Source organism: Streptomyces sp. Tue6028 (assembly GCF_002300165.1).
In the GTDB taxonomy this organism is placed as follows: Bacteria; Actinomycetota; Actinomycetes; order Streptomycetales; family Streptomycetaceae; genus Streptomyces; species Streptomyces siamensis.
Genome location: NZ_MLCE01000025.1, coordinates 105,674 through 127,132, shown reverse-complemented (window position 1 = coordinate 127,132; position 21,459 = coordinate 105,674). Strand labels below are relative to the sequence as shown.

The 21,459-nt window shown below is 72.3% G+C and carries 22 protein-coding genes; 10 read left to right on the top strand and 12 right to left on the bottom strand.

Annotated elements, in window-relative coordinates; all coding sequences use genetic code 11:
- Positions 1 to 95 precede the first annotated feature (95 nt).
- The 3 genes from BKI49_RS24665 to BKI49_RS24655 are packed head-to-tail and all read left to right on the top strand — an operon-like array spanning position 96 to position 3,128.
- Positions 96 to 1,376, top strand: a complete 1,281-nt coding sequence (locus BKI49_RS24665; protein ID WP_095936469.1) for a magnesium transporter MgtE N-terminal domain-containing protein — start codon at positions 96 to 98, stop codon at positions 1,374 to 1,376.
- A complete protein-coding gene (locus BKI49_RS24660; RefSeq protein WP_095936468.1) occupies positions 1,366 to 1,950 on the top strand; it encodes a DUF1003 domain-containing protein in 585 nt (194 codons plus the stop codon). The genes BKI49_RS24665 and BKI49_RS24660 overlap by 11 nt, the downstream gene beginning before the upstream one ends.
- A 44-nt stretch (positions 1,951 to 1,994) precedes the next feature.
- Positions 1,995 to 3,128 carry an Mrp/NBP35 family ATP-binding protein gene (locus BKI49_RS24655; RefSeq protein WP_095936467.1) on the top strand — a complete coding sequence of 378 codons (1,134 nt, stop codon included), beginning with the start codon at positions 1,995 to 1,997 and terminating at the stop codon, positions 3,126 to 3,128.
- Positions 3,129 to 3,348: 220 nt separating this feature from the next.
- Here BKI49_RS24655 and BKI49_RS24650 read toward each other — a convergent pair whose 3' ends face one another.
- From BKI49_RS24650 to sigE, 5 genes are all read right to left on the bottom strand, one after another.
- Positions 3,349 to 4,005, bottom strand: coding sequence for a hypothetical protein (locus BKI49_RS24650; RefSeq protein WP_095936466.1), 657 nt, complete (start codon positions 4,003 to 4,005; stop codon positions 3,349 to 3,351).
- Between the two features lie 327 nt (positions 4,006 to 4,332).
- Positions 4,333 to 4,773, bottom strand: a complete 441-nt coding sequence (locus BKI49_RS24645; protein WP_028801975.1) for a sec-independent translocase — start codon at positions 4,771 to 4,773, stop codon at positions 4,333 to 4,335.
- 191 nt (positions 4,774 to 4,964) lie between these two features.
- A complete protein-coding gene (locus BKI49_RS24640) occupies positions 4,965 to 6,794 on the bottom strand; it encodes a S1C family serine protease (RefSeq protein WP_373557584.1) in 1,830 nt (609 codons plus the stop codon).
- 519 nt (positions 6,795 to 7,313) lie between these two features.
- On the bottom strand, positions 7,314 to 8,300 hold the full coding sequence (locus tag BKI49_RS24635; protein WP_095936464.1) for an anti-sigma factor family protein: 987 nt from the start codon (positions 8,298 to 8,300) through the stop codon (positions 7,314 to 7,316).
- Positions 8,297 to 8,995, bottom strand: a complete 699-nt coding sequence (sigE, locus tag BKI49_RS24630; RefSeq protein WP_095936463.1) for an RNA polymerase sigma factor SigE — start codon at positions 8,993 to 8,995, stop codon at positions 8,297 to 8,299. Before sigE ends, BKI49_RS24635 begins: the two co-directional genes overlap by 4 nt.
- Positions 8,996 to 9,222: 227 nt before the next feature.
- Here sigE and BKI49_RS24625 point away from each other — a divergent pair, with 227 nt between their 5' ends.
- Entirely contained in the window at positions 9,223 to 9,921 is a 699-nt protein-coding gene (locus tag BKI49_RS24625) for an O-methyltransferase (protein ID WP_078629139.1), read from the top strand.
- 345 nt (positions 9,922 to 10,266) lie between these two features.
- Here BKI49_RS24625 and BKI49_RS24620 read toward each other — a convergent pair whose 3' ends face one another.
- Positions 10,267 to 10,434 (bottom strand): DUF3117 domain-containing protein, encoded by a 168-nt coding sequence (locus tag BKI49_RS24620; RefSeq protein ID WP_003966491.1) that lies wholly within the window; start codon positions 10,432 to 10,434, stop codon positions 10,267 to 10,269.
- Positions 10,435 to 10,797: 363 nt separating this feature from the next.
- On the opposite strand from BKI49_RS24620, the gene BKI49_RS24615 reads away from it, so the two are divergent.
- On the top strand, positions 10,798 to 11,601 hold the full coding sequence (locus BKI49_RS24615; RefSeq protein WP_095936462.1) for a 2-cyclohexenylcarbonyl CoA isomerase: 804 nt from the start codon (positions 10,798 to 10,800) through the stop codon (positions 11,599 to 11,601).
- Between the two features lie 264 nt (positions 11,602 to 11,865).
- Here the strand turns inward: BKI49_RS24615 and BKI49_RS24610 are convergent, their stop codons facing one another.
- Both BKI49_RS24610 and BKI49_RS24605 read right to left on the bottom strand, forming a co-directional pair.
- The gene (locus BKI49_RS24610; protein ID WP_095936461.1) at positions 11,866 to 12,438 is read right to left on the bottom strand and encodes a DNA-3-methyladenine glycosylase I; all 573 of its coding nucleotides are present in this window, start codon (positions 12,436 to 12,438) and stop codon (positions 11,866 to 11,868) included.
- Complete coding sequence (locus BKI49_RS24605; protein WP_095936460.1) at positions 12,435 to 12,785, bottom strand: DivIVA domain-containing protein; 351 nt, start codon at positions 12,783 to 12,785, stop codon at positions 12,435 to 12,437. Before BKI49_RS24605 ends, BKI49_RS24610 begins: the two co-directional genes overlap by 4 nt.
- A gap of 152 nt (positions 12,786 to 12,937) precedes the next feature.
- On the opposite strand from BKI49_RS24605, the gene folP reads away from it, so the two are divergent.
- Positions 12,938 to 13,798 carry a dihydropteroate synthase gene (gene folP, locus BKI49_RS24600; RefSeq protein ID WP_095936459.1) on the top strand — a complete coding sequence of 287 codons (861 nt, stop codon included), beginning with the start codon at positions 12,938 to 12,940 and terminating at the stop codon, positions 13,796 to 13,798.
- 30 nt (positions 13,799 to 13,828) lie between these two features.
- Here folP and BKI49_RS24595 read toward each other — a convergent pair whose 3' ends face one another.
- Both BKI49_RS24595 and dapE read right to left on the bottom strand, forming a co-directional pair.
- Positions 13,829 to 14,587 carry an LOG family protein gene (locus BKI49_RS24595; protein WP_095936458.1) on the bottom strand — a complete coding sequence of 253 codons (759 nt, stop codon included), beginning with the start codon at positions 14,585 to 14,587 and terminating at the stop codon, positions 13,829 to 13,831.
- A gap of 142 nt (positions 14,588 to 14,729) precedes the next feature.
- Complete coding sequence (gene dapE, locus BKI49_RS24590) at positions 14,730 to 15,809, bottom strand: succinyl-diaminopimelate desuccinylase (protein ID WP_095936457.1); 1,080 nt, start codon at positions 15,807 to 15,809, stop codon at positions 14,730 to 14,732.
- A 130-nt stretch (positions 15,810 to 15,939) separates the two neighbouring features.
- Here dapE and BKI49_RS24585 point away from each other — a divergent pair, with 130 nt between their 5' ends.
- Together BKI49_RS24585 and BKI49_RS24580 are read left to right on the top strand one after the other, a co-directional pair.
- Complete coding sequence (locus BKI49_RS24585; protein WP_095936489.1) at positions 15,940 to 16,920, top strand: VldE C-terminal domain-containing protein; 981 nt, start codon at positions 15,940 to 15,942, stop codon at positions 16,918 to 16,920.
- Between the two features lie 331 nt (positions 16,921 to 17,251).
- On the top strand, positions 17,252 to 17,698 hold the full coding sequence (locus BKI49_RS24580; protein WP_095936456.1) for an ATP-binding protein: 447 nt from the start codon (positions 17,252 to 17,254) through the stop codon (positions 17,696 to 17,698).
- Positions 17,699 to 17,789: 91 nt separating this feature from the next.
- Here BKI49_RS24580 and BKI49_RS24575 read toward each other — a convergent pair whose 3' ends face one another.
- Both BKI49_RS24575 and fdxA read right to left on the bottom strand, forming a co-directional pair.
- Entirely contained in the window at positions 17,790 to 18,893 is a 1,104-nt protein-coding gene (locus tag BKI49_RS24575; protein WP_095936455.1) for a bifunctional succinyldiaminopimelate transaminase/glutamate-prephenate aminotransferase, read from the bottom strand.
- Between the two features lie 180 nt (positions 18,894 to 19,073).
- A complete protein-coding gene (gene fdxA, locus BKI49_RS24570) occupies positions 19,074 to 19,394 on the bottom strand; it encodes a ferredoxin (protein WP_019058397.1) in 321 nt (106 codons plus the stop codon).
- Between the two features lie 140 nt (positions 19,395 to 19,534).
- Here fdxA and BKI49_RS24565 point away from each other — a divergent pair, with 140 nt between their 5' ends.
- Together BKI49_RS24565 and BKI49_RS24560 are read left to right on the top strand one after the other, a co-directional pair.
- Entirely contained in the window at positions 19,535 to 20,581 is a 1,047-nt protein-coding gene (locus BKI49_RS24565) for a GNAT family N-acetyltransferase (RefSeq protein WP_095936454.1), read from the top strand.
- 17 nt (positions 20,582 to 20,598) lie between these two features.
- Positions 20,599 to 21,453, top strand: coding sequence for a transglutaminase family protein (locus BKI49_RS24560; protein WP_095936488.1), 855 nt, complete (start codon positions 20,599 to 20,601; stop codon positions 21,451 to 21,453).
- The last annotated feature ends 6 nt before the right edge of the window (positions 21,454 to 21,459 follow it).

The window sequence follows — 21,459 nt, the reverse complement described above, 5'->3', positions numbered from 1 at the left end:
GCGCAGACCGCCCGCGCGGCCGCCCCGGGACCGCCGCGCGAAGGAGCCGGCCGGAGATCGCGTACACCCCCGTACGCAGACAAGGAGGCGCGGGCATGGCCGCAGGCGCCCCGCGGATCTTCGTCTCGCACCTCGCCGGCGTCGCCGTCTTCGACCCGAACGGCGACCAGGTGGGCCGGGTGCGGGAGCTCGTCGCCATGCTGCGCGTCGGGCGGCGCCCGCCCAGGCTGCTGGGCCTCGTCGTCGAGCTGTCCACCCGCCGCCGCATCTTCCTGCCCATGACCCGGGTGACCGGTATCGAGTCCGGCCAGGTCATCACCACCGGCGTCCTCAACGTACGGCGCTTCGAGCAGCGGCCCACCGAACGGCTCATCTTCGGCGAACTGCTCGACCGGCGCGTACGCCTGGAGGAGACCGGCGAGGAGGTGACCGTGCTCGACGTGTCGATCCAACAACTGCCCGCCCGGCGGGAATGGCAGATCGACCGGGTCTTCGTGCGCAGGGGCCGTGTCGGCGCCTTCCGGCGCAGCAAGGGCGAGACGATGACCGTCGAGTGGTCCGCCGTCACCGGCTTCTCCCTGGAGGAGCACGGGCAGGGCGCCGAGAGCCTGCTCGCCACCTTCGAACAGCTGCGCCCCGCCGACCTCGCCAACGTGCTGCACCACCTGTCCCCGAAGCGGCGCGGCGAGGTCGCCGCCGCGCTGGACGACGACCGGCTCGCCGACGTGCTGGAGGAGCTCCCCGAGGACGACCAGATCGAGATCCTCGGCAAGCTCAAGGAGGAGCGCGCGGCCGACGTGCTGGAGGCGATGGACCCGGACGACGCCGCCGACCTGCTCGCCGAGCTGCCCGCGGAGGACGTGGAACGGCTGCTCACGCTGATGCGGCCCGGCGACGCGGCCGACGTGCGGCGCCTGATGGCGTACGCCGAGCGGACCGCGGGCGGCCTCATGACGACCGAGCCCATCGTGCTGCGGCCCGACGCCACCGTCGCCGACGCGCTCGCGCGGGTCCGCAACCCCGACCTCTCCCCCGCGCTCGCCGCCCAGGTCTACGTGTGCCGCCCGCCGGACGAGACCCCCACCGGCAAGTACCTGGGCACCGTCCACTTCCAGCGACTGCTGCGCGACCCGCCGTTCACCCTCGTCGGCTCGCTCGTCGACGACGGCCTCCAGCCGCTGGACCCGGACGCCGCGCTGCCCGTCGTCGCCGGTTTCTTCGCGACGTACGACATGGTCGCGGCGCCCGTCGTCGACGAGAGCGGCTCGCTCCTCGGCGCGGTGACCGTGGACGACGTGCTGGACCACATGCTGCCGGACGACTGGCGGGAGACGGAGTTCCACCTCACGGACGAGGGGACCCCTCATGGCGCCTGAGCGCGAGAACCGCGAGCGGGTCGTCTCCGGGGCCACCGCCACCTCCCGGCCCCGCACGCGGCTCGACCAGCCGATGCCGCCGCGCCGCCGGCTGCTGCCCGAATGGGACCCGGAGGCCTTCGGACGCCTCTCGGAGCGCATCGCCCGCTTCCTCGGCACCGGACGGTTCATCGTCTGGATGACCGTCGTCATCATCATGTGGGTGGCGTGGAACGTCCTCGCACCGACCGACCTGCGCTTCGACACCTACCCGTTCATCTTCCTGACGCTCATGCTGTCGCTCCAGGCCTCCTACGCCGCCCCGCTGATCCTGCTCGCCCAGAACCGGCAGGACGACCGCGACCGGGTCAATCTCGAACAGGACCGCAAGCAGAACGAGCGGTCCATCGCGGACACCGAATACCTCACACGGGAGATCGCCTCGCTGCGTGTGGGCCTCGGCGAGGTCGCCACCCGCGACTGGATCCGCTCGGAACTCCAGGACCTGATGAAGGACCTGGAGGAGCACCACGGCGACGGGCAGGTCGTATTCCCGGCAGAACGGTCCGGCGGACGTGACGTAGACGACCGGTGACGGGGCTTTCCGGGTCCCGGGCCCGTCGCCGTACCATCTTGTCTATGGCTACGGAAGACGCGGTGCGCGAAGCACTGGCGACGGTGAACGACCCCGAGATCCAGCGACCCATCACCGAACTGGGGATGGTCAAATCGGTGGAGATCGGCGCGGATGGCGCGGTCGCGGTCACCGTGTACCTGACCGTCTCCGGTTGCCCGATGCGCGAGACCATCACGAAGAGCGTGACGGACGCGGTCTCGGCGGTCGAGGGCGTCACGCGCGTCGAGGTGACCCTGGACGTGATGAGCGACGAGCAGCGCCGCGAGCTGGCGTCCGCGCTGCGCGGCGGCCAGGCCGAGCGCGAGGTGCCGTTCGCCAAGCCGGGCTCGCTGACCCGCGTGTACGCGGTCGCCTCCGGCAAGGGCGGCGTCGGCAAGTCCTCGGTGACCGTGAACCTGGCGGCGGCGATGGCGGCCGACGGCCTCAAGGTCGGTGTCGTCGACGCCGACATCTACGGCCACTCGGTGCCCCGCATGCTCGGCGCGGACGGCCGTCCCACCCAGGTCGAGAACATGATCATGCCGCCGTCGGCGAACGGTGTGAAGGTCATCTCGATCGGCATGTTCACCCCGGGCAACGCGCCGGTGGTCTGGCGCGGTCCGATGCTCCACCGCGCCCTCCAGCAGTTCCTGGCGGACGTGTTCTGGGGCGACCTGGACGTCCTGCTCCTGGACCTCCCGCCGGGCACGGGCGACATCGCGATCTCCGTCGCCCAGCTGGTCCCGAACGCGGAGATCCTGGTCGTCACCACCCCGCAGCAGGCCGCCGCCGAGGTGGCCGAGCGCGCGGGCTCGATCGCCGTCCAGACCCACCAGAAGATCGTCGGCGTCGTCGAGAACATGTCCGGACTGCCCTGCCCGCACTGCGGCGAGATGGTCGACGTGTTCGGCACGGGCGGCGGCCAGACGGTCGCCGACGGCCTGACCCGCACGACCGGCGCCACGGTCCCGGTCCTCGGCTCCATCCCGATCGACGTCCGCCTGCGCGAGGGCGGCGACGAGGGCAAGCCGGTGGTCCTCTCCGACCCCGACTCGCCGGCGGGCTCCGCCCTCCGCTCCATCGCCGGCAAGCTCGGCGGCCGCCAGCGCGGCCTGTCGGGCATGTCTCTGGGCATCACCCCCCGAAACAAGTTCTGACCCAGACCTCGCGCCCCACAAGGGGCGCGAGGAACTGCGCGCCCAACCCCCACCCACCCGCGGACAACACCCACGGAAACGGCCCCGCCAGGGGCGCGAGGAACTGCGCGCCCAACCCCCACCGCCCCGCGGACGACACCCGCACCGAGAGCACCCCAAGAGCACGAAGAAGGGGGCGCCGCCCACCAGGACGGCGCCCCCTTCCCCGTAGAACCGCCGGCTAGGCGTACGCGCCGATGTCCTTGATCATCGCGAACCCCAGCCCATACGCACTCATCCCCCGCCCGTACGCGCCCACGTGGACGCCTTCCCGGGTGGATCCCGCGAGCACCCAGCCGAACTCGGACTCGCGGTAGTGGAAGGACGTCGGCACGCCGTCCACGGGAAGGGACAGCGTGGACCAGTCGGACCCGTTCAGGTCGTCGGCCAGGACCCACGCGGTCTCGGTCTGCTGGTCCAGCCAGTTGTCGCGCAGGCTGTGGTCCATCTGACCGGGCCAGGTGAAGGACAGCAGCCCCACACCGGCCAGCCAGGCCGCGGAGGACACCGAGGTGGCCTCCAGCAGCCCCGTGCCGTCCGCGCTGCGACGGTCGGGGCTGGCCGCGACGGTGACGACGACGGCGAACCGCTCCTTGTCCTCCGTCGACTCACTGCGCACCGTGGGCTCGTCGCCGTGCCCGATGGAACCGTGCTCGACGGCACCGTCCGCCGACGTACCGACCTGCATCAGCCAGCGCGGGCCCGTGAACGCCTCGTCGAGGCCGTACCACGGGAAGGGCGCCAGCAGGTAGCCGTCGACCGTACGCCGGGCGGAGGGGACCTGTTGTCCGCCCTCCGCGGCCGGCGCCTGCGCGCCTACCCGACTTGTCGTCTCCATCTGCCGGACGCCTCCTCGCTCTCGTCGGACCGGGCGGCCCGCCCCCCTCGGGCGTCCTTGTCGGTCCGCACAACAACTCGGCAGCATAGCCACCCCGATCGGAGCAGCAGAGAAACCGCCCGGCGCGTGGGCCGCTTACGCGCCTGATTCAGGCGCGCGGGGCACGCCCACGCAAGGGCAGCCGGGCGCCGAGCGCGGGTACCGGGCCTCAGGGGCCCGGTCACGGGGGCCGTACGGCCCGGTCACGGGGCCGCGGGGCCAGGGATCCACCGAAGAGCCGTACGGCCCGTCATGGGCGTACGGCCCGTCGAAGGGCGCCGTGACGGCTCAGGTGGCGTCCGCGTCGTAGGGCGGGCGCTCGTCCGGGTCGAGCTTCTCGCGCTTCTTGGTCATGTCGACGGAGCCACCGCTCGCGCCACCGGAGGACGACGAGGAGTGGTCGGAGTCGCGGCCGTGGACGGCGTCCGTGACCTCGGCCATCTCCTTCTTCAGGTCGAAGCCGTTGCGGATCTCCTTGAGCCCCAGCTCGTCATTGTCCAGCTGCTTGCGGATGAACGTCTTGGGGTTGAGGTCCTCGAACTCGAAGTCCTTGAACTCCGGGCCGAGTTCGTCGCGGATGTCCGCCTTGGCGCTCTCGGAGAAGTCACGGATCTTGCGGATCGTCCGAGTGACGTCCTGGATCATCTTCGGGAGCTTGTCCGGACCGAAGACGAGCACGGCGAGGACGACGAGCGTCACCAGCTCCAGCGGTCCTATGTCATTGAACACCTGATGCTCCTTGCGATGTCCTCGGTCCTCGGCCCTCGGCAGGTCTTCCGTGGTCCGGGCCGGGTCCACGGTACCTGTCGACCCCGTCCGTCCGGAACTGTCCCGGGGCTTCCGAGTTCATGTACACAGCGGGTTTTCCGTGATGTTTGCCCTTCGGAGCTGGGAGATTGCCTCCGGCTGTGACGTTCGTGTCAGTCCCCGTCGGCGGAACCGAGCACCAGGGTGACCTTCTTCTCGGCGCCGTCGCGCCGCAGGGTCAGCTGGAGCCGGTCGCCCGGCCGGTGGGCCCGTGTCTTCACGATCAGCTCCTCGCCGGAGTGCACACTCTGGCCGTCGACCTCGGTGATCACGTCGCCCGGCTCGATGCCGGCCTTCGCTCCGGGACCGCCCGCGGTGACCGGCGGGCCACCGCCGTTGCCCTTCGTGCCGACCCGGGCACCGTCGCCCGTGTAGTTCATGTCGAGCGTGACTCCGATCACCGGATGCGTGGCCTTGCCGGTGTTGATCAGCTCCTCGGCGACACGCTTGCCCTGGTTGATGGGGATGGCGAAGCCCAGTCCGATCGAGCCGGCCTGGCCACCCTCCAGGTCGGAGCCGCTGTCGGCGGAGCGGATGGCGCTGTTGATGCCGATGACGCGGGCCTTGGAGTCGAGGAGGGGCCCTCCGGAGTTGCCGGGGTTGATCGGCGCGTCGGTCTGCAGGGCGTCCACGTACGAGACGTCGCTCCCGTCGCCCTTCTCGCCGCCCGCGGTGATGGGCCGTTCCTTGGCGCTGATGATGCCGGAGGTGACGGTGTTGGCGAGGTCGAAGGGCGCTCCGATGGCGACGACGGGGTCGCCGACCTGGACGTTGTCGGAGTTGCCCAGGGGCATGGGGTCGAGTCCGCTGACGCCGGAGACCTTGACGACCGCGAGGTCGTAGCCGCTGTCGTGTCCGACGACCTCGGCCTCGGCGCTCTCGCCCCCGCTGAACGTCACGGATATCTCGCCGCTGCTGCCCGCCGGTTCGATCACGTGGTTGTTGGTGAGGATGTGGCCCTGGCCGTCCAGTACGAAGCCGGTTCCGGTGCCCTCCTCGTCGGAACCGCGCACATGCAGGGTGACGACGCTGGGCAGGGCGTGCGCGGCGATCCCCGCCACGCTGTCAGGGGCCCGCCCCGGCGCCTCCTTGGACGCCTGCGGCAGCTCGACGCCACCCATGCCGCCGTTGCGCTCCAGATACGCCCCTACGGCGCCTCCGACGCCCCCGGAGGCGAGGGCGAGCACCACGGCCGCGAACACCAGCACCTTCCTGCCCCGCCTGCGCCGCTGCGCCACGGTCGCCACGGCGGCCCCGTTCTGCTGGAGGGCTCCGGCGGCGGCCCAGGGGTCGTAGTTCTGCCAGGGGACGTGCGTGGCGACCCCCTGCCCCTGTTGGGCGGCGTCCTGGGGGCCGCCACCCGCGTACGGGGCCACCGGTGAGGCCGGCTGCACGGAGTGGCCCTGCGCTCCGTGCGGGACGGGTGCTCCCGCGGGCAGGTGTGTGCCGTGCGCGGGCGTACCCGTCGGGATGTGCGGGCCCGGAGCGGACGCACCGGGCGGGACGTTCGCGCCCGGAGCGGGCGCACCGGCCGGGATGTGCGAGCGCTGAGCGGGCGTACCGCCCGGGACGTGTGGGTCCGGAGCGGGCGCACCGGCCGGGACGTGCGGGCCGGGAGCGGGCGCACCGGCTTGTGTGGGCACCCCATGGGCCGGCGTTCCCTGCGGGACGGGCGCCGCCGCAGGGAAGTGCGTGCCGTGCGCGGGCGTGGCCACCGGGTGCTGGACCGGCGGAGCGGGCGCCCAGGGACCGGGCCTGCCGTAGGGCGGGGTGCTGTACGGATCGGGGTCGTGCAGCGGCTTGGGACGGTCCAGCTCGTAGTCGTCGGCGGTGTCCACCGGGGCGTCGTCCCGGCTCGCGGCAGCCACACCCGGCGCCTCGGGCTGAGCGGGAACACCCGCGACGGCGTCCGGCGCACCGTCGTCCGACGCCGGTCCGGGCACGGCACCCTCCACCACCGGTCCCGGCGCGGCGGAACCCGCGACCGGTCCGGGTACGGCCGAGTCCCCGACCGATGCAGGCACGTCGGAACCCACGACCGGTCCGGGTGCGGTGGAACCCGCAGCAGCGGCGGGCACAGCGGAACCCGCAGCGAGGCCGGGCGGGACCGCGTCCCCGGCCGCAGCGGCCGCCTCGATCGCGCGGACGTCATCCGGACCCGTCGGCGCGGTGTCGCGGGACAGGCCCGCATCGGGGGCCGCGGGCGCGGGCATGGCGTCCGAAGGGCCCGGATCCGGGTGGTGATCCGTGGTGGTTGCGGGCCCAGCGTCATGCGGCCGGGGCCTGCTCCACCACTTCGCCTTCGTGGGCTTCCCCTCGTCCATGCTCTCCCCACACCTGACCCGCGGCACAACTCGCCCACGGCCACCACAGATTGCCGACTCCGCGCCCGGGATCTCCCGTGCGGGCGCGGCTCACCCTGGATTCAACCAGGTTCACGGGCTGCCGCGCAGAGGGCGGGGTCAGTGAGCGGTACGAGAGGAGGGGGAGGCGGGGGACGGGGAGAAAGACGGGGACGACGTGGCGGCGGGGGCGGCGAGCAGGCCCGGAGTGGCGAGCTCCTGGACCGCGGACCATGTGGTCAGCGCGAGCGGCTGGACATCTGTCAGCGGACGTATGAGCGGGGACATCGCCGCGGCGCCGGCCATCACCGGTGTCGTCAGCGTGTGCACGGCGTCCTGGCCGCGGTCCGGAGCGGGGACTCCGGGCAGCAGCGGTGCGGACACCTCGGTCGGCGCCAGAGGGCTCTCGCCGGACATCCGCTGGCCCTGCGCGAGCAGGGGGCCGACGGACCGGCGGCGCTGCGACTCGGGGGTCGTCGCGGCTCCCGCGGTCTGCGAACGGGACGGCGTCACATTGCTGCCGGCCCCGGACCCACCCCGGGCGTCCGTGGTGTCCCCGGGCATGCCGGTGGTCACCCCGCCGAGCGCGACCGCGGCCAGCGACACCGCGCCGGCGGCGGCGAAGGCGAACCGTCGGCTGCGCGAGGACGACCGCTCGGCCTCGTGGCGGCTGACGTCATGGATACGGAAGCCACGCCCCGGGGAGGAGGGCAGGACATCGGCGTGCGGTCCGGCGGGGACGTATCCGAAAGGCTCGCCCCGCACTCCGAAGAGTCCGGTGACGCCGGCGCCTCCGGTCAGCCCGCCGCTGCCGAATCCGGCTCCGCCCAGCGGTGACCCGCTGTCGGGGTCGCCGCCCCCGGGAAGCCCCTGGAGGCGGGCGAGGAAGCTCTCGGAGGGCGGCGGTGGGGCGACTTCCGCGAACACGTTCTTCAGTCGGCGCTGGGCGTCCGCCTCCGCCTTGCACTTCGCGCAGGTGGCGAGGTGGGCGAGGACGCGCTCACGCGACTCATGACCGAGCTCTCCGTCCACCAGGGCGGAGAGGCGGTCTCCCAGATGCTGCTCAGCCACGGGCCTCTCGGCTGAATTCGGCCGGGTTCCACTCACGCGGTCGCGCCCCCTCCTCCCAGCACGGGTACTCCGGCCACGGCGAACGAGCGGCGCTCGGCGCGGGCCTCGGGAGAGCGGTGGGCCAGGGCCTTGCGCAGCTGCGAGCGGCCGCGGTGGATCCGGCTGCGGACCGTGCCGAGCTTGACGCCCAGGGTCGCGGCGATCTCCTCGTACGACAGGCCCTCGATGTCGCACAGGACCACGGCGGCGCGGAACTCGGGCGCGAGGGTGTCCAGCGCCTGCTGGACGTCGGCGTCGAAGTGCGCGTCGTTGAAGACCTGCTGCGGGGACGGCTCGCGGCTGGGCAGGCGCTCGGCCGCGTCGTCGCCGAGGGCGTCGAAGCGGATGCGCTGCTTGCGGCGCACCATGTCCAGGAAGAGGTTCGTGGTGATGCGGTGCAGCCAGCCCTCGAAGGTGCCGGGCGTGTACGTGGACAGCGAGCGGAAGACGCGGACGAAGACTTCCTGGGTGAGGTCCTCGGCGTCGTGCTGGTTGCCCGTCAGACGGTAGGCGAGGCGGTAGACCCGGCCGCTGTGCGTGCTGACGATCTCCTCCCAGGTGGGCGGAGTCCACGCCTGCGACTCCGCGTCGGTGGTGAACGTCGCGGTCTGCGCCGGGGCAGCATGGAACGTGTCAGCGATGTCGGTCACGGATTTCGGCTCACCCGCTGATCTGAGTAGGCGCCGCAGCACCCCTCCCCGATCCACAGGCGCAGCCGCACCTCCCCTGTCGGCTCTGGTGGTGTCCAGTGGAGCCCCTACCATAGCCACCTCGCCCGTTAGCTCCGGATAAGCGGTTTTACGAGAATTTGATGCGCGCTCATACGACTGCGTCAGCACTTGCTCGTCGTCCCGCTCCGCGTCCTGGTCCATACGTTTCCCCCCGCTCTTTTTCCCCACCCCTTTAAACGCCTGGTCCCATCTGCGGGTTCCCGGCACCAACGGATACAGTCACGCCGAGGCAATCACGGGGACAGGAGAGGGTCATTACCGGCAACCGGCAGACGAGCTGGGCGTTCGCCGACGCCTTTGTCGCCGAGGACGAAGCGCTGCGCTGGGCCCGGGACCGGGCTCGGGAGGCAGGGCTGCGCTCGGTGTCGCCCGGCACCGGCGCCGCGCTGCGTCTGCTCGCCGCCACCGTGGACGCGAAAGCGGTGGCGGAGATCGGGACCGGGACCGGTGTCTCCGGAATTCATCTGCTGCACGGCATGCGGCCGGACGGGGTACTGACCACGGTGGACCCGGAGCCGGAGCGCCAGCAGTTCGCCCGGCAGGCCTTCCGCGCGGCCGGATTCGCGAGCAACCGCGCCCGCTTCATCCCGGGCCGCGCGCTGGACGTGCTGCCCCGGCTGGCGGACTCCGGGTACGACCTCGTCTTCTGCGACGGGGACCGTCTGGAGTGCCTGGACTATCTCGCTGAATCGTTGCGCCTGCTGCGGCCGGGCGGGCTGGTCGTCTTCGAGGGCGTCTTCGCGGACGGCCGCACGGTGGACTCGGGGCCGCAGCCCGCGGAGGTCGGCAGGCTGCGTGAGCTGCTGCGCGCGGTGCGCGAGAGCCAGGACCTGGTGCCGTCGCTGCTGCCGGTGGGCGACGGTCTCCTCTGCGCGGTCAAGCGCTGACCGGACCGGCGCCACCGGGCCACCGGGCCACCGGGCCACCGGGCCACCGGGCCACCGGGCCACCGGGCCACCGGGCCACCGGGCGGATCATCACGCACGGCGCGGGGGCGACCCGGTGGGCGAGACCGGGTCCGGAACCGGGGCCGGGCCGGATCCTCCCGACGGAGCGGACCACCAGGACCGGCCGACGCGCGGGACCGGCCCATGGACCACCTGCCACCCCGCCGACCTGGCAGGACGCCGGTCCAGCGGGCCCGACACATCAGCCCCGCGCTCCTGAAAAACGACTTCCCCGGCACCGCGTACGATGCCGGGGAAGACGAACAGGTATGGTCGCTTTCCGCGTCAGCCGACGACCTTCTTGAGGGCGTCGCCGAGCGCGTCGGCCTCGTCAGGGGTCAGCTCGACGACGAGCCGACCGCCGCCTTCGAGCGGAACGCGCATGACGATGCCCCGCCCCTCCTTGGTCACCTCGAGCGGGCCATCGCCCGTCCGCGGCTTCATGGCCGCCATGCTCGTTCCCCTTCCTGAAACCAGCTCATCGTCGCCGACGGCCCCATGGAGGGCACGCACGTCCTCTCATCGGACACACGTCACCGGCATCGAACACATTGCTTCCAGGCCATTATCCCGCATCTCAGGACCCGATGACCAACATCAGTCGGCATCGCTTGCGCAACGCGCTCGACCAAAACCACTCAATTCGGGGATGTGCCTGCGATACTGCGCCGCCGCATGGACTTCCGCCGCTCGGAATTCTTTGACGCAGGTCACATGTCCGGTCCGCGCCACCGTCGGTGATCTCCGCCATGCTGTCATCGGACACATGACGTACCGACCGGTACGACCGAGCCGCGACACCGGAGGGGACCCACCATGGCCGACACCGTGCTCTACGAGGTGAGCGACGGACTCGCGACGATCACGCTGAACCGCCCCGAGGCGATGAACGCCATGAACGTCGAGACCAAGGTCGCCCTCCGGGACGCGGCGCAGGCCGCGGCGGCGGACGCGGGTGTGCGGGCGATCCTGCTGACCGCGGCCGGTGACCGGGCGTTCTGCGTCGGGCAGGACCTCAAGGAGCACATCGGTCTGCTGGCCGCCGACAAGCAGTCGGGGTCGGGGCAGACGATGAGCACCGTGCGCGAGCACTACAACCCCATCGTCCGAGCCCTGACGGGTGCCGCGAAGCCCGTGGTCGCCGGCGTGAACGGCGTCGCGGCCGGGGCCGGCTTCGGCTTCGCGCTGGCCGCGGACTACCGGGTCGTCGCCGACACCGCGGCCTTCAACACGTCCTTCGCCGGGGTCGCGCTGACCGCCGACTCGGGCATGTCCTGGACGCTGCCCCGGGTCATCGGCCCGAGCCGCGCCGCCGACCTGCTGCTCTTCCCGCGCAGCATCACCGCGCAGGAGGCGTACGAGCTGGGTATCGCGAACCGCGTCGTGCCAGCGGCGGACCTGCGGGCGGAGGCGGAGAAGGTGGCCCGCGCACTGGCCGAGGGCCCGACCCTCGCCTATGCCGCGCTCAAGGAGTCCCTCGCCTTCGGCTTGACCCACTCCCTGGACGAGGCGCTGGAGAAGGAGGACGAGCTCCAGGGCCGGGCCGGTGCCTCGGAGGACCACACGATCGCCGTGCAGGCCTTCGTGAACAAGGAGAAGCCCAAGTACCTGGGCCGGTGACCGTGCGCGGGGCCGCCGGCCGGCACGGGCCGGCCGCGGTGCCCGCACACCCGTCGTCCGCCCGGGCGCATCTCCCCGGATCCACGGGATGCCGGGCGGCCCCAGCGGGCTTCATTTGGATCAGGCCGGGTCCGCGACGCCCGGCACGGCACCTCGCCGCGTCGTCGGACCACCCGAGTACCCCCAGTGCGCAGGCGATCCTCCGCCTTGCGATGCACCGCACCGGACCCCACGGCCGATCCGACCTGATCCGAACGAAACCCCCTAGCGGGCGGCGCAGTCCGCCAGGTGGTCGTTCACCAGGCCGCAGGCCTGCATCAGCGCGTAGGCCGTGGTCGGGCCGACGAACCGTATGCCGCGCTTCTTGAGTGCCTTGGACAACGCGGTCGACTCGTCGGTGACGGCCGGCACGTCGGCCAGGGTCCTCGGGGCCGGGCGGGAGGCCGGGTCCGGGGCGAACGACCAGATCAGCTCGTCCAGCTCGCCCGCCGCCCAGTCGGCCAGCACGCGCGCGTTGGCCACGGTCGCCTCGATCTTGGCGCGGTTGCGGATGATGCCGGGGTCGGCGAGGAGGCGCTCCTTGTCGGCGTCCGTGAACGTCGCGACCTTGGCGATCTCGAAACCGGCGAAGGCGGCCCGGAAGCCGGGGCGGCGGCGCAGGATGGTGATCCAGGACAGGCCGGACTGGAAGGCCTCCAGGCACAGCCGCTCGTACAGTGCGTCGTCGCCGTGGACGGGGCGGCCCCACTCGTCGTCGTGGTAGGCGACGTAGTCCTCGGTCGACAGGGCCCAGGGGCAGCGCAGGGCTCCGTCGGGGCCCGCGAGTGCGTCGCTCACTGGGAGTCCTCCTCGGTGTCCTTGTGCAGCGAGGGGCCGGGGGTCGCGCGGGCGCCGGCGAGCGCGGACTCCAGGTCGGCGATGCGGGAGTCCCGCTCGGAGATCTCGGCGCCGAGGCGGACGAGCGCGTCGTCGACGTCGGCCATGCGGTAGCCGCGCAGGGCGACGGGGAAGCGCAGCGCGTCCACGTCGGTGCGGTTCACCGGCCGGTCCTGGGGCAGCGGGTCGGCGAGCAGTTCGGGCGTGGCCTCGGGCAGCGGCGCGCTCTCGCCGCCGCCCACGACGGACAGGGTCACCGCGGCGACCACGACGGCGAGCGCGACGACCAGGAACAAGAACATGTACATCGCTGAGGTCCCCACGCTCTGGTGCCGGCACGAGCGCGCCGACGCGGAAGTACGGAAGCTGAAACTGTCAGGGTCAGATCGTGCCATGCGAGTCTGACAGTTAGGGTCGCAGGCGGCTCATCGGCGGAACTTACTGGGAGAGGTCACAGGGGATGCTCAGGCTGGGCAGGCGTGAATTCGGCACGCACGAGCCGGTGATCATGGCGATCGTGAACCGGACCCCGGACTCCTTCTACGACCAGGGAGCCACCTTCCGCGACGAACCGGCGCTCGCACGCGTGGAGCAGGCGGTGGCCGAGGGCGCCGCGATCATCGACATCGGCGGGGTCAAGGCCGGGCCGGGCGAGGAGGTCACGGCCGAGGAGGAGGCGCGGCGCACGGTCGGTTTCGTGGCCGAGGTCCGCCGGCGCTTCCCGGACGTGGTCATCAGCGTCGACACCTGGCGGCACGAGGTGGGCGAGGCGGTCTGCGAGGCGGGGGCCGATCTGCTGAACGACGCGTGGGGCGGGGTCGATCCGCGGCTGGCGGAGGTGGCCGCGCGGTACGGGGTGGGGCTGGTGTGCACCCACGCCGGCGGGGCCGAGCCGCGTACGCGTCCGCACCGGGTCGCGTACGACGACGTCGTGGCCGACATCCTGCGGGTGACCGTGGGGCTCGCCGAGCGGGCGGTGGAGCTGGGGGTGCCGCGGGAGTCCGTCCTCATCGACCCGGGGCACGACTTCGGCAAGAACACCCGGCACAGCCTGGAGGCGACGCGGCGGCTGGGCGAGATGACCGCTACGGGGTGGCCTGTGCTGGTCTCCCTGTCCAACAAGGACTTCGTCGGGGAGACGCTCGACAAGCCGGTGAAGGAGCGGGTGCTCGGGACGCTGGCGACCACCGCCGTGTCGGCATGGCTGGGTGCCCAGGTGTACCGCGTCCACGAGGTCGCGGAGACCCGGCAGGTGCTGGACATGGTGGCGTCGATCGCGGGACACCGGGCCCCGGCGGTCGCCCGGCGGGGGCTGGCGTAGGGGCGCTCGCCCCCACGCCGCCCGCGGGAACTACCTGCCCGCCTCCTTCGACACCAGGGCCACCGCCTCTTCCACCTCGTCCGTCAGGTGGAAGAGCATCAGGTCCTTCTCCGAGGCCTTGCCCTGTGCGATGAGGGTGTTCTTGAGCCAGTCGACGAGGCCGCCCCAGTAGGCCGTGCCGAACAGGACGATCGGGAAGCGGGTGACCTTCTGGGTCTGGACGAGGGTGAGGGCCTCGAAGAGTTCGTCGAGGGTGCCGAGGCCGCCGGGCAGCACCACGAACCCCTGGGCGTACTTGACGAACATCATCTTGCGGACGAAGAAGTACCGGAAGTTGAGGCCGATGTCGACGTAGGGGTTGAGGCCCTGTTCGAAGGGGAGCTCGATGCCGAGGCCGACGGAGATGCCCTTCGCCTCGCAGGCACCCTTGTTGGCGGCCTCCATGGCGCCGGGGCCACCGCCGGTGATCACGGCGAAGCCGGCCTCGACCAGGCCGCGGCCGAGGGCGACGCCCGTCTCGTACTCGGGCGAGTCCACCGCTGTGCGGGCCGAACCGAACACGCTGATGGCGGGCGGGAGTTCCGCCAGCGTGCCGAAGCCTTCGATGAACTCCGACTGGATGCGCAGTACCCGCCAGGGGTCGGTGTGCACCCAGTCGGACGGACCGCCCGCGTCGAGCAGCCGCTGGTCCGTGGTGCTCGCCTGCACCTGGTCCCGCCTGCGCAGCACCGGTCCCAGCCGCTGCTCCTCCGGTGGCCGCTTCTTGCCCTCGGGGTTGCCAGTAGCCATGTCCGCTCCCTCCGCATCGGGGTCTTACCCGGCCCGGTCCAAGCCGGAGACCGGGGAAGGCCGTTCCGCCCCAGCGTAGATCCACGCCGGTTACGGAGGGGGGACGCGAGCATGTCCGCCATGAACCGCCGTCGAGTACGGCTCAGGCGGTGAGCCAGGCCCTCAACCGCTCCTCGCCCGCGAGGACCTTGGCCGTTTCGACCCTTTCGTCACGCTTGTGCGCCAAGTGCGGGTTGCCCGGACCGTAGTTCACCGCGGGGACGCCGAGGGCGCTGAAGCGGGAGACGTCCGTCCAGCCGTACTTCGGCTGCGGGGTGCCGCCGACCGCCTCGATGAACGCGGCGGCGGCCGGGTGGGAGAGCCCGGGGAGGGCGGCGCCGCTGTGGTCGTCGACGACGAACTCCTCGACCCCGCAGTCCGCGAAGACCTCGCGGACGTGGGCCACGGCCTCCTCCTCGGTGCGGTCGGGCGCGTAGCGGAAATTGACGGTCACCACGCACTCGTCGGGGATGACGTTGCCGGCGACGCCGCCGGAGACGGCCACCGCGTTCAGGCCCTCGCGGTACTCGAGGCCGTCGATGACGGGGTAGCGGGGCTGGTACTCGGCGAGCCGGGCCAGGATCGGGGCGGCCGAGTGGATCGCGTTCGAGCCCATCCAGCTGCGGGCGGAGTGGGCGCGCTCGCCCGTCGTCCTGAGCAGCACCCGCAGCGTGCCCTGGCAGCCGCCCTCGACCTGGCCGTCCGAGGGCTCCAGGAGGACGGCGAAGTCGCCCTCCAGCCAGTCGGGGTGCGCCTCCGCCACGTGCTTCAGACCGTTCAGGTCCGCCGCGACCTCTTCGTTGTCGTAGAAGACGAAGGTGAGGTCGCGGTTGGGGGCGGGGACGGTGGCCGCGATGCGGAGCTGGACGGCCACGCCCGACTTCATGTCGCAGGTGCCGCAGCCCCACAGCACGCCGTCCTCGTCCAGGCGGGAGGGGACGTTGTCGGCGATGGGCACGGTGTCGATGTGGCCGGCGAGGATCACGCGCTCGGCGCGGCCCAGGTTCGTCCGCGCGACGACGTTGTTGCCGTACCGGTCGACCGTCAGGTGCGGCAGGGCGCGCAGGGCGGCCTCGACGGCGTCGGCGAGCGGCTTCTCGCTGCCGCTCTCCGAGGGGAAGTCGACGAGCTGGGCGGTGAGCCGGGCGGCATCGAGGGTGAGGTCAAGCGGGGTGTCGGCCATGGCGTCGACCCTAGCGTTCCCGGTCCGTGGCTCCGCTCCGCGGCCGGAGGCGGCCGGTCGCCCCGGGCGGCTCAGAAGTTGTCCACAACCCCAGGTACCACCGACAGGACCCTCCAGTACCTTGTACGTCGTGTCAGAGCCGTCCCCCGCACCCGTCCGGCGCGGCCGCCTCCTCCGTTCCGGGGCGGCCGTCGTGGTCCTGCTCGCGCTCGCGGGCTATCTCGCCGTGCAGTACCTCACGGGAGGCACCGGCGCGCCGAGGTGCAAGGTCGTCTCGGGCAAGGGCGACGGCGCGTCGTACGAGTTCACCCCGGAGCAGGCGGTGAACGCGGCGACGATCTCCGCGGTGGGCACCTCCCGGGGCATGCCCGAGCGCGCGGTGACGATCGCCCTGGCCACGGCGCTCCAGGAGTCCGGCCTGCGCAACATCACCCACGGCGACCGTGACTCGCTCGGCCTGTTCCAGCAGCGGCCCTCGCAGGGCTGGGGCACGACGAAGCAGATCATGGACCCGACGTACTCGGCGGGGATCTTCTACGAGCACCTGGCGAAGGTGCCGGGCTATTCGCGGCTGCCGCTCACCGTCGCCGCGCAGCGGGTGCAGCGCAGCGGCTATCCCCAGGCGTACGCGAAGCACGAGCCGGACGCCACCCTGCTCGCCGCGGCCCTGACCGGCCGCGCGGCGGCCACGCTGACCTGCGAAGGGCGCCCGGACGCGACCGAGGCGGGCGGCTCGGACTCGGTGCGGACCGCGCTCGTACGGGACTTCGGACGCGACGTGCTCCAGGAGGCGGGTGCCGACGTGGGCGCCGGGGGTGCCTCCGCCGCGCCGTCGGCCACCGCGCCGACTCCGGCGACGCGCGGCAGCCGGACCGTGACCGTCCCCGTACGCGAGGGGACCGCCTCCGACACGGACGCCGCCCGGCGCGGCTGGGAGGTGGCGCACTGGGCCGTGGCGAACTCCTCGGCGCTGCACATCGAGCGGGTGTCGTACGCGGGGCGCGAGTGGACCGCCGGCAGCACCGAGGGCGAGTGGCGCACGACGGGTGCGCAGGGAAGCTCGGCCGCGGGGAAGGCCGTCACCAAGGTCCGGATCGTCACTGCGCAGTAGTACGGCGCCTCACCCGTCCGGGGGACTCGCACCGTGCGGCTCCGCCGATGTGCGCAGGTTTTCGCGCGGTCACCCTCGCCACCGTCGAATCCCTTGAGAACAAAGGGCGGTAAGGATTCAGCAGACTTTCCGACCGGGTGCCCTTTGCCCGCTTTTATCCGCAGCCGATAATGCGACGCATTGCCAACTCTTTACGTCGGGCCACCGCAACCTTCGCGGGTTTCGAGCGGTAGTCACTGCGTCCGACGCCCAGAACGATCACCGGCAGCCAGCCGGTCAACTTCCGGGCTCGGGTGGACACTTCCACGTTCTCTCCCGTCTAAGGAGCATCATGTCCCTCCCCCTGACCCGCCGGATCGCCCGTGCCGCGCTGCTCATCGCAGCGGGAGCGGCTCCCGTGGTCGGTGCGGCCGGCTCCGCCAGCGCTGCGGCCGAACTCCCGGCCACCCCCGACCTCGGTGGGCTGACCGCCCTGGACGGGGCGAGCGTCGGCAACACCGTCGACGGTGCGGCACAGAACGTCACCAAGCTCGCGGGCGACACCGGCGGCAAGGCGGTCAAGAAGGCCGTGCCCGCCGCGGGCAAGACCGGTGGGAAGGTCGCCAAGAAGGCGACGCCGGCCGCGCAGAAGGCGGCCGGCGGCGCGGCGGGGCAGGCCGGCGGTCTGCTCGGCGACACCACGAAGACGGCGACCGGTGGTGGCCTGCCGACGGACGCGGTGACCAAGGGCGGGCTGCCGACCGGCCAGCTGCCGCTGAAGGGGCTGCCGCTCGGCTGACCACAGGGCCGGTACGCCTGATCCAAGGCCGGTACGACGGAGGGGTCCGGGGAGCTGTCCCCGGACCCCTCCGCGCTGTTCGGCCGCGGGCTCAGGCCCGGCGGGACAGTCGCTCGACCGCCGCGGCGACCCGCTCGTCCGAAGCCGTCAGGGCGACGCGAACGAACGTCTCGCCCGCCGTGCCGTAGAAGTCGCCGGGGGCGACCAGGATGCCCAGCTCGGCCAGATGGGCCACCGTGTCCCAGCAGGACTCGTCGCGGGTGGCCCAGAGGTAGAGGCTCGCCTCGCTGTGCTCGATGCGGAAGCCGTGGCCGAGCAGCGCGTCACGCAGCGCGGTGCGCCGGGCGGCGTAGCGCTCGCGCTGCTCACGGACGTGGGTGTCGTCCGAAAGGGCGGCGACCACCGCGGCCTGCGTCGGCGCCGACGTCATCATGCCGCCGTGCTTGCGGATCTGGAGGAGCTCGCCGAGGACGGCGGGGTCGCCCGCGAGGAAGGCGGCACGGTAGCCGGCCAGGTTCGAGCGCTTCGAGAGGGAGTGCACCGAGACGATCCCCTCGTAGGAACCGCCGCACACGTCCGGGTGCAGCACCGAGACCGGGTCCGCCTCCCAGCCCAGCTCGATGTAGCACTCGTCGGAGAAGACCAGCACACCGTGCTGGCGGGCCCAGGCGACGATCCGGGTCAGCTCCTCCTTGGACAGGACCCGGCCGGTGGGGTTCGACGGCGAGTTGAGCCACAGCAGCTTCAGACCCGTCGGGTCCAGTTCGGTGGGGTCGTCGTAGACGACGTGCTCGGCCCGGGCCAGCCGCGCCCCGACCTCGTACGTCGGGTACGCGAGGCGCGGGTAGGCGACCTTGTCGCCGGGGCCGAGGCCCAGCTGCGTCGGCAGCCAGGCCACGAGCTCCTTGGAGCCGACGACGGGCAGCACATGGCGGTGGGTGACGTCCCGCGCCCCGAGGCGCCGCTCCACCCAGCCCGTGAGCGCGTCCCGCAGCTCGGGCGTGCCCCACACGGTGGGATAGCCCGGCGAGTCCGCGGCGGCGACCAGAGCCTTCTGGATCAGCTCAGGCACCGGATCGACCGGGGTGCCGACGGACAGGTCGACGATGCCGCCCGGGTGAGCGGCGGCCGTCGCCTTGTAGGGCTCCAGCTTGTCCCAGGGGAAGGTGGGAAGCCGGTCGGAGACTGCGGACACGGGATCGGGCTCACTTTCTCGTACGTACGACCCGTACGTATCGCTGGTACTCGCTGTGCTCGCCGCGGGCCGTACCCGTCGCGCGCGGCGCACGCGCCCGGTACGGCAAACGCCTCGGTCCCGTACGGCGACCGGAACGATCCGGCCGTACGGGACCGAGGCGGTGCGTGTGCGAGCCGCTTACTGGTTCTGCGGCGGCAGCGCTGCGACGAAGGGGTGGTCGCGCTCGATCAGACCGAGCTTGCTGGCGCCGCCGGGCGAGCCGAGCTCGTCGAAGAACTCGACGTTCGCCTTGTAGTAGTCCTTCCACTCTTCGGGAGTGTCGTCCTCGTAGAAGATCGCCTCGACCGGGCACACCGGCTCACAGGCTCCACAGTCGACGCATTCGTCCGGGTGGATGTACAAGGACCGGGAGCCCTCGTAGATGCAGTCGACCGGGCACTCCTCGATGCACGCCTTGTCCTTGACGTCGACACAAGGCTGCGCGATGACGTAGGTCACGCTGTCGTTCCTCCTCGATAGGGCGCTGGCGGGCCTCCGTAGGCTCCGCCGCCTGGCGCGCGGGAGCGCGGCGTCGTCGATGCCCGCCCCTAGTATCTCCGTTCTTGGGCATGATCCGAACAGGAGGGGTGAACTGACCTGTGGAAATCTCGTCGTCCGGCCGCCTTGAGGTCCGTATCACCGCTGCTGACGTGGGAAAACGTGTCTCGGTACGACGCTTGAGCGACGATGGAGACACGGGGGAGAAGTTCACCGACACGGTCGGTGTTCTCACATCATGGGACAACGGTGTGCTGCTGATCACACGGCGGACCGGCGAACGTGTCCGGATCGCGGAATCCTCGCTGGTCGCGGGCAAGGTCGTGCCGGCCGCCCCGGCGCGTCGCCGGGGCCCCGCGGCCTCGTACGAGGAGCTGGCGCGGGTCGCCGCGCGGGCCTGGCGGCCGGTGGAGAGCGAGCGGCTCGGCGGATGGGAGCTGCGGGCCGCCGCCGGGTTCACCCGGCGGGCCAACTCGGTGCTGCCCCTCGGGGACCCCGGCATGCCGCTGGACGACGCGCTGGCGTACGCGAGCGCCTGGTACGCCGCCCGTGACCTGCCCGCCTACGTCCAGACCGCGACCGGGGCCGAGGGCACGCAGGAGCTGCTGTGCGCGGACCTGGAGGAGCGCGGCTGGGTCCGTGAGGTGACGGCCGGCCTGTGGATCGGTTCGCTCGCGCCGATCGGGGACCGGGACGCGCCGGGGGTCACGCTCTCGCGTACGGCCGACGACGCCTGGCTGGGCCGCTACCAGCGCAAGGGCCTCGGCGAGGTGGCGCTGAAGGTGCTGGGCAGCGGGCCCTCCGTGTGGTTCGCGACCGTGCCGGGCGAGGAGGGCGCCGCGCCCGCCGCGATCGGCCGCTGCGTGGTGGACGGCCGCTGGGCCGGGTTCGCCGCCGTCGAGGTCGACCCGGCGCACCGGCGCAGGGGCCTCGGCACCGCCGTGATGGCCGCCCTGGCCCGCCGGGCCCTGGACGAGGGCGCCTCGGCCGCCTGGCTCCAGGTGGAGGACGACAACGCGGCCGCACGTGCGCTGTACACCGGGATGGGCTTCGGGCCCCACCACTCCTACCACCACTACCGCCGGGTCGCGGGCGCCGGAGCGGCCGGGCACGGTTTCGGCGCCGCCGAGCCGTATCGATCGGCGTGAAGGGGCACGAGTCCGGCATGCGTTCCTCTCCACAACCACCGGAACCGGAGCGGGCCGCCGAGGTGCGACGGCTCTTCGCCGAGGAGGCCCGGACCGAACGGCCGGACCTGTCGATGCTGTGCCTGCTGATCGGGGCGGCGGCCGACGGGACGCTCGACGAGGCCGGGACGGACGCGGCGCAGATCGAGCTGGACCGGCTGGCGGGACTGCTGCCGTTCCGCCCGGGCGGGCCGCGGTCCTGGGCCGCGGCCCTCGCCGAACTGCTCGGGGGGCGCTGCGGGTTCCACGGCTCGCCGGCCGACTACCAGCGGCTGGAGTCCTCACTGCTGCACGAGGTGCTGATGCGGCACCGCGGGCTGCCCATCCTGCTCTCCGTGGTGTGGATGGAGGTGGCGCGACGGGCCGGCGCGCCGGTGTACGGAGTCGCCCTGCCCGGCCACTTCGTCGTGGGCTTCGGACCCGCCGAGCAGCAGGTGCTCGCCGATCCCTTCGACGGCGGGCGGGTCCTGACCGGCCCGGACGCCGAACTGCTCGTCGCGGGGGCGACCGGCGCGCCCCTCGACCCGTCGATGCTCTCCCCCGCCGACCCCCTCGACGTCGTCCTGCGCGTCCTGAACAACATCCGGGCCTGGGCGGCCCCCCGTCCGGAGCGCTCCGACGTGTCGCTGTGGGCCGTCGAGCTGTCCCTCCTGCTGCCCGCGCACCCGGCGCGGCTGCGCTACGAGCGGGCCCAGCTCCTGGTCAAGCGCGGCGACTTCCTGGGTGGGGCCACCGAACTCGACGCGTACGCGGACGTGGTGGCCGCCGTCGACGAGCCGGCCGCGGTCCGGGTGCGCCACCAGGCCGACGCGGCACGGGCGATGCTCAACTGACCAGGC

Bases quoted from the DNA above. Each gene is read 5' to 3' on its own strand.
- BKI49_RS24665 (WP_095936469.1), top strand. From the start codon at position 96: ATGGCCGCAGGCGCCCCGCGGATCTTCGTCTCGCACCTCGCCGGCGTC.
- BKI49_RS24660 (WP_095936468.1), top strand. From the start codon at position 1,366: ATGGCGCCTGAGCGCGAGAACCGCGAGCGGGTCGTCTCCGGGGCCACC.
- BKI49_RS24655 (WP_095936467.1), top strand. From the start codon at position 1,995: ATGGCTACGGAAGACGCGGTGCGCGAAGCACTGGCGACGGTGAACGAC.
- BKI49_RS24650 (WP_095936466.1), bottom strand. From the start codon at position 4,005: ATGGAGACGACAAGTCGGGTAGGCGCGCAGGCGCCGGCCGCGGAGGGC.
- BKI49_RS24620 (WP_003966491.1), bottom strand. From the start codon at position 10,434: ATGGCGGCCATGAAGCCGCGGACGGGCGATGGCCCGCTCGAGGTGACC.
- BKI49_RS24615 (WP_095936462.1), top strand. From the start codon at position 10,798: ATGGCCGACACCGTGCTCTACGAGGTGAGCGACGGACTCGCGACGATC.
- BKI49_RS24605 (WP_095936460.1), bottom strand. From the start codon at position 12,785: ATGTACATGTTCTTGTTCCTGGTCGTCGCGCTCGCCGTCGTGGTCGCC.
- folP (WP_095936459.1), top strand. From the start codon at position 12,938: ATGCTCAGGCTGGGCAGGCGTGAATTCGGCACGCACGAGCCGGTGATC.
- BKI49_RS24595 (WP_095936458.1), bottom strand. From the start codon at position 14,587: ATGGCTACTGGCAACCCCGAGGGCAAGAAGCGGCCACCGGAGGAGCAG.
- dapE (WP_095936457.1), bottom strand. From the start codon at position 15,809: ATGGCCGACACCCCGCTTGACCTCACCCTCGATGCCGCCCGGCTCACC.
- BKI49_RS24580 (WP_095936456.1), top strand. From the start codon at position 17,252: ATGTCCCTCCCCCTGACCCGCCGGATCGCCCGTGCCGCGCTGCTCATC.
- BKI49_RS24560 (WP_095936488.1), top strand. From the start codon at position 20,599: ATGCGTTCCTCTCCACAACCACCGGAACCGGAGCGGGCCGCCGAGGTG.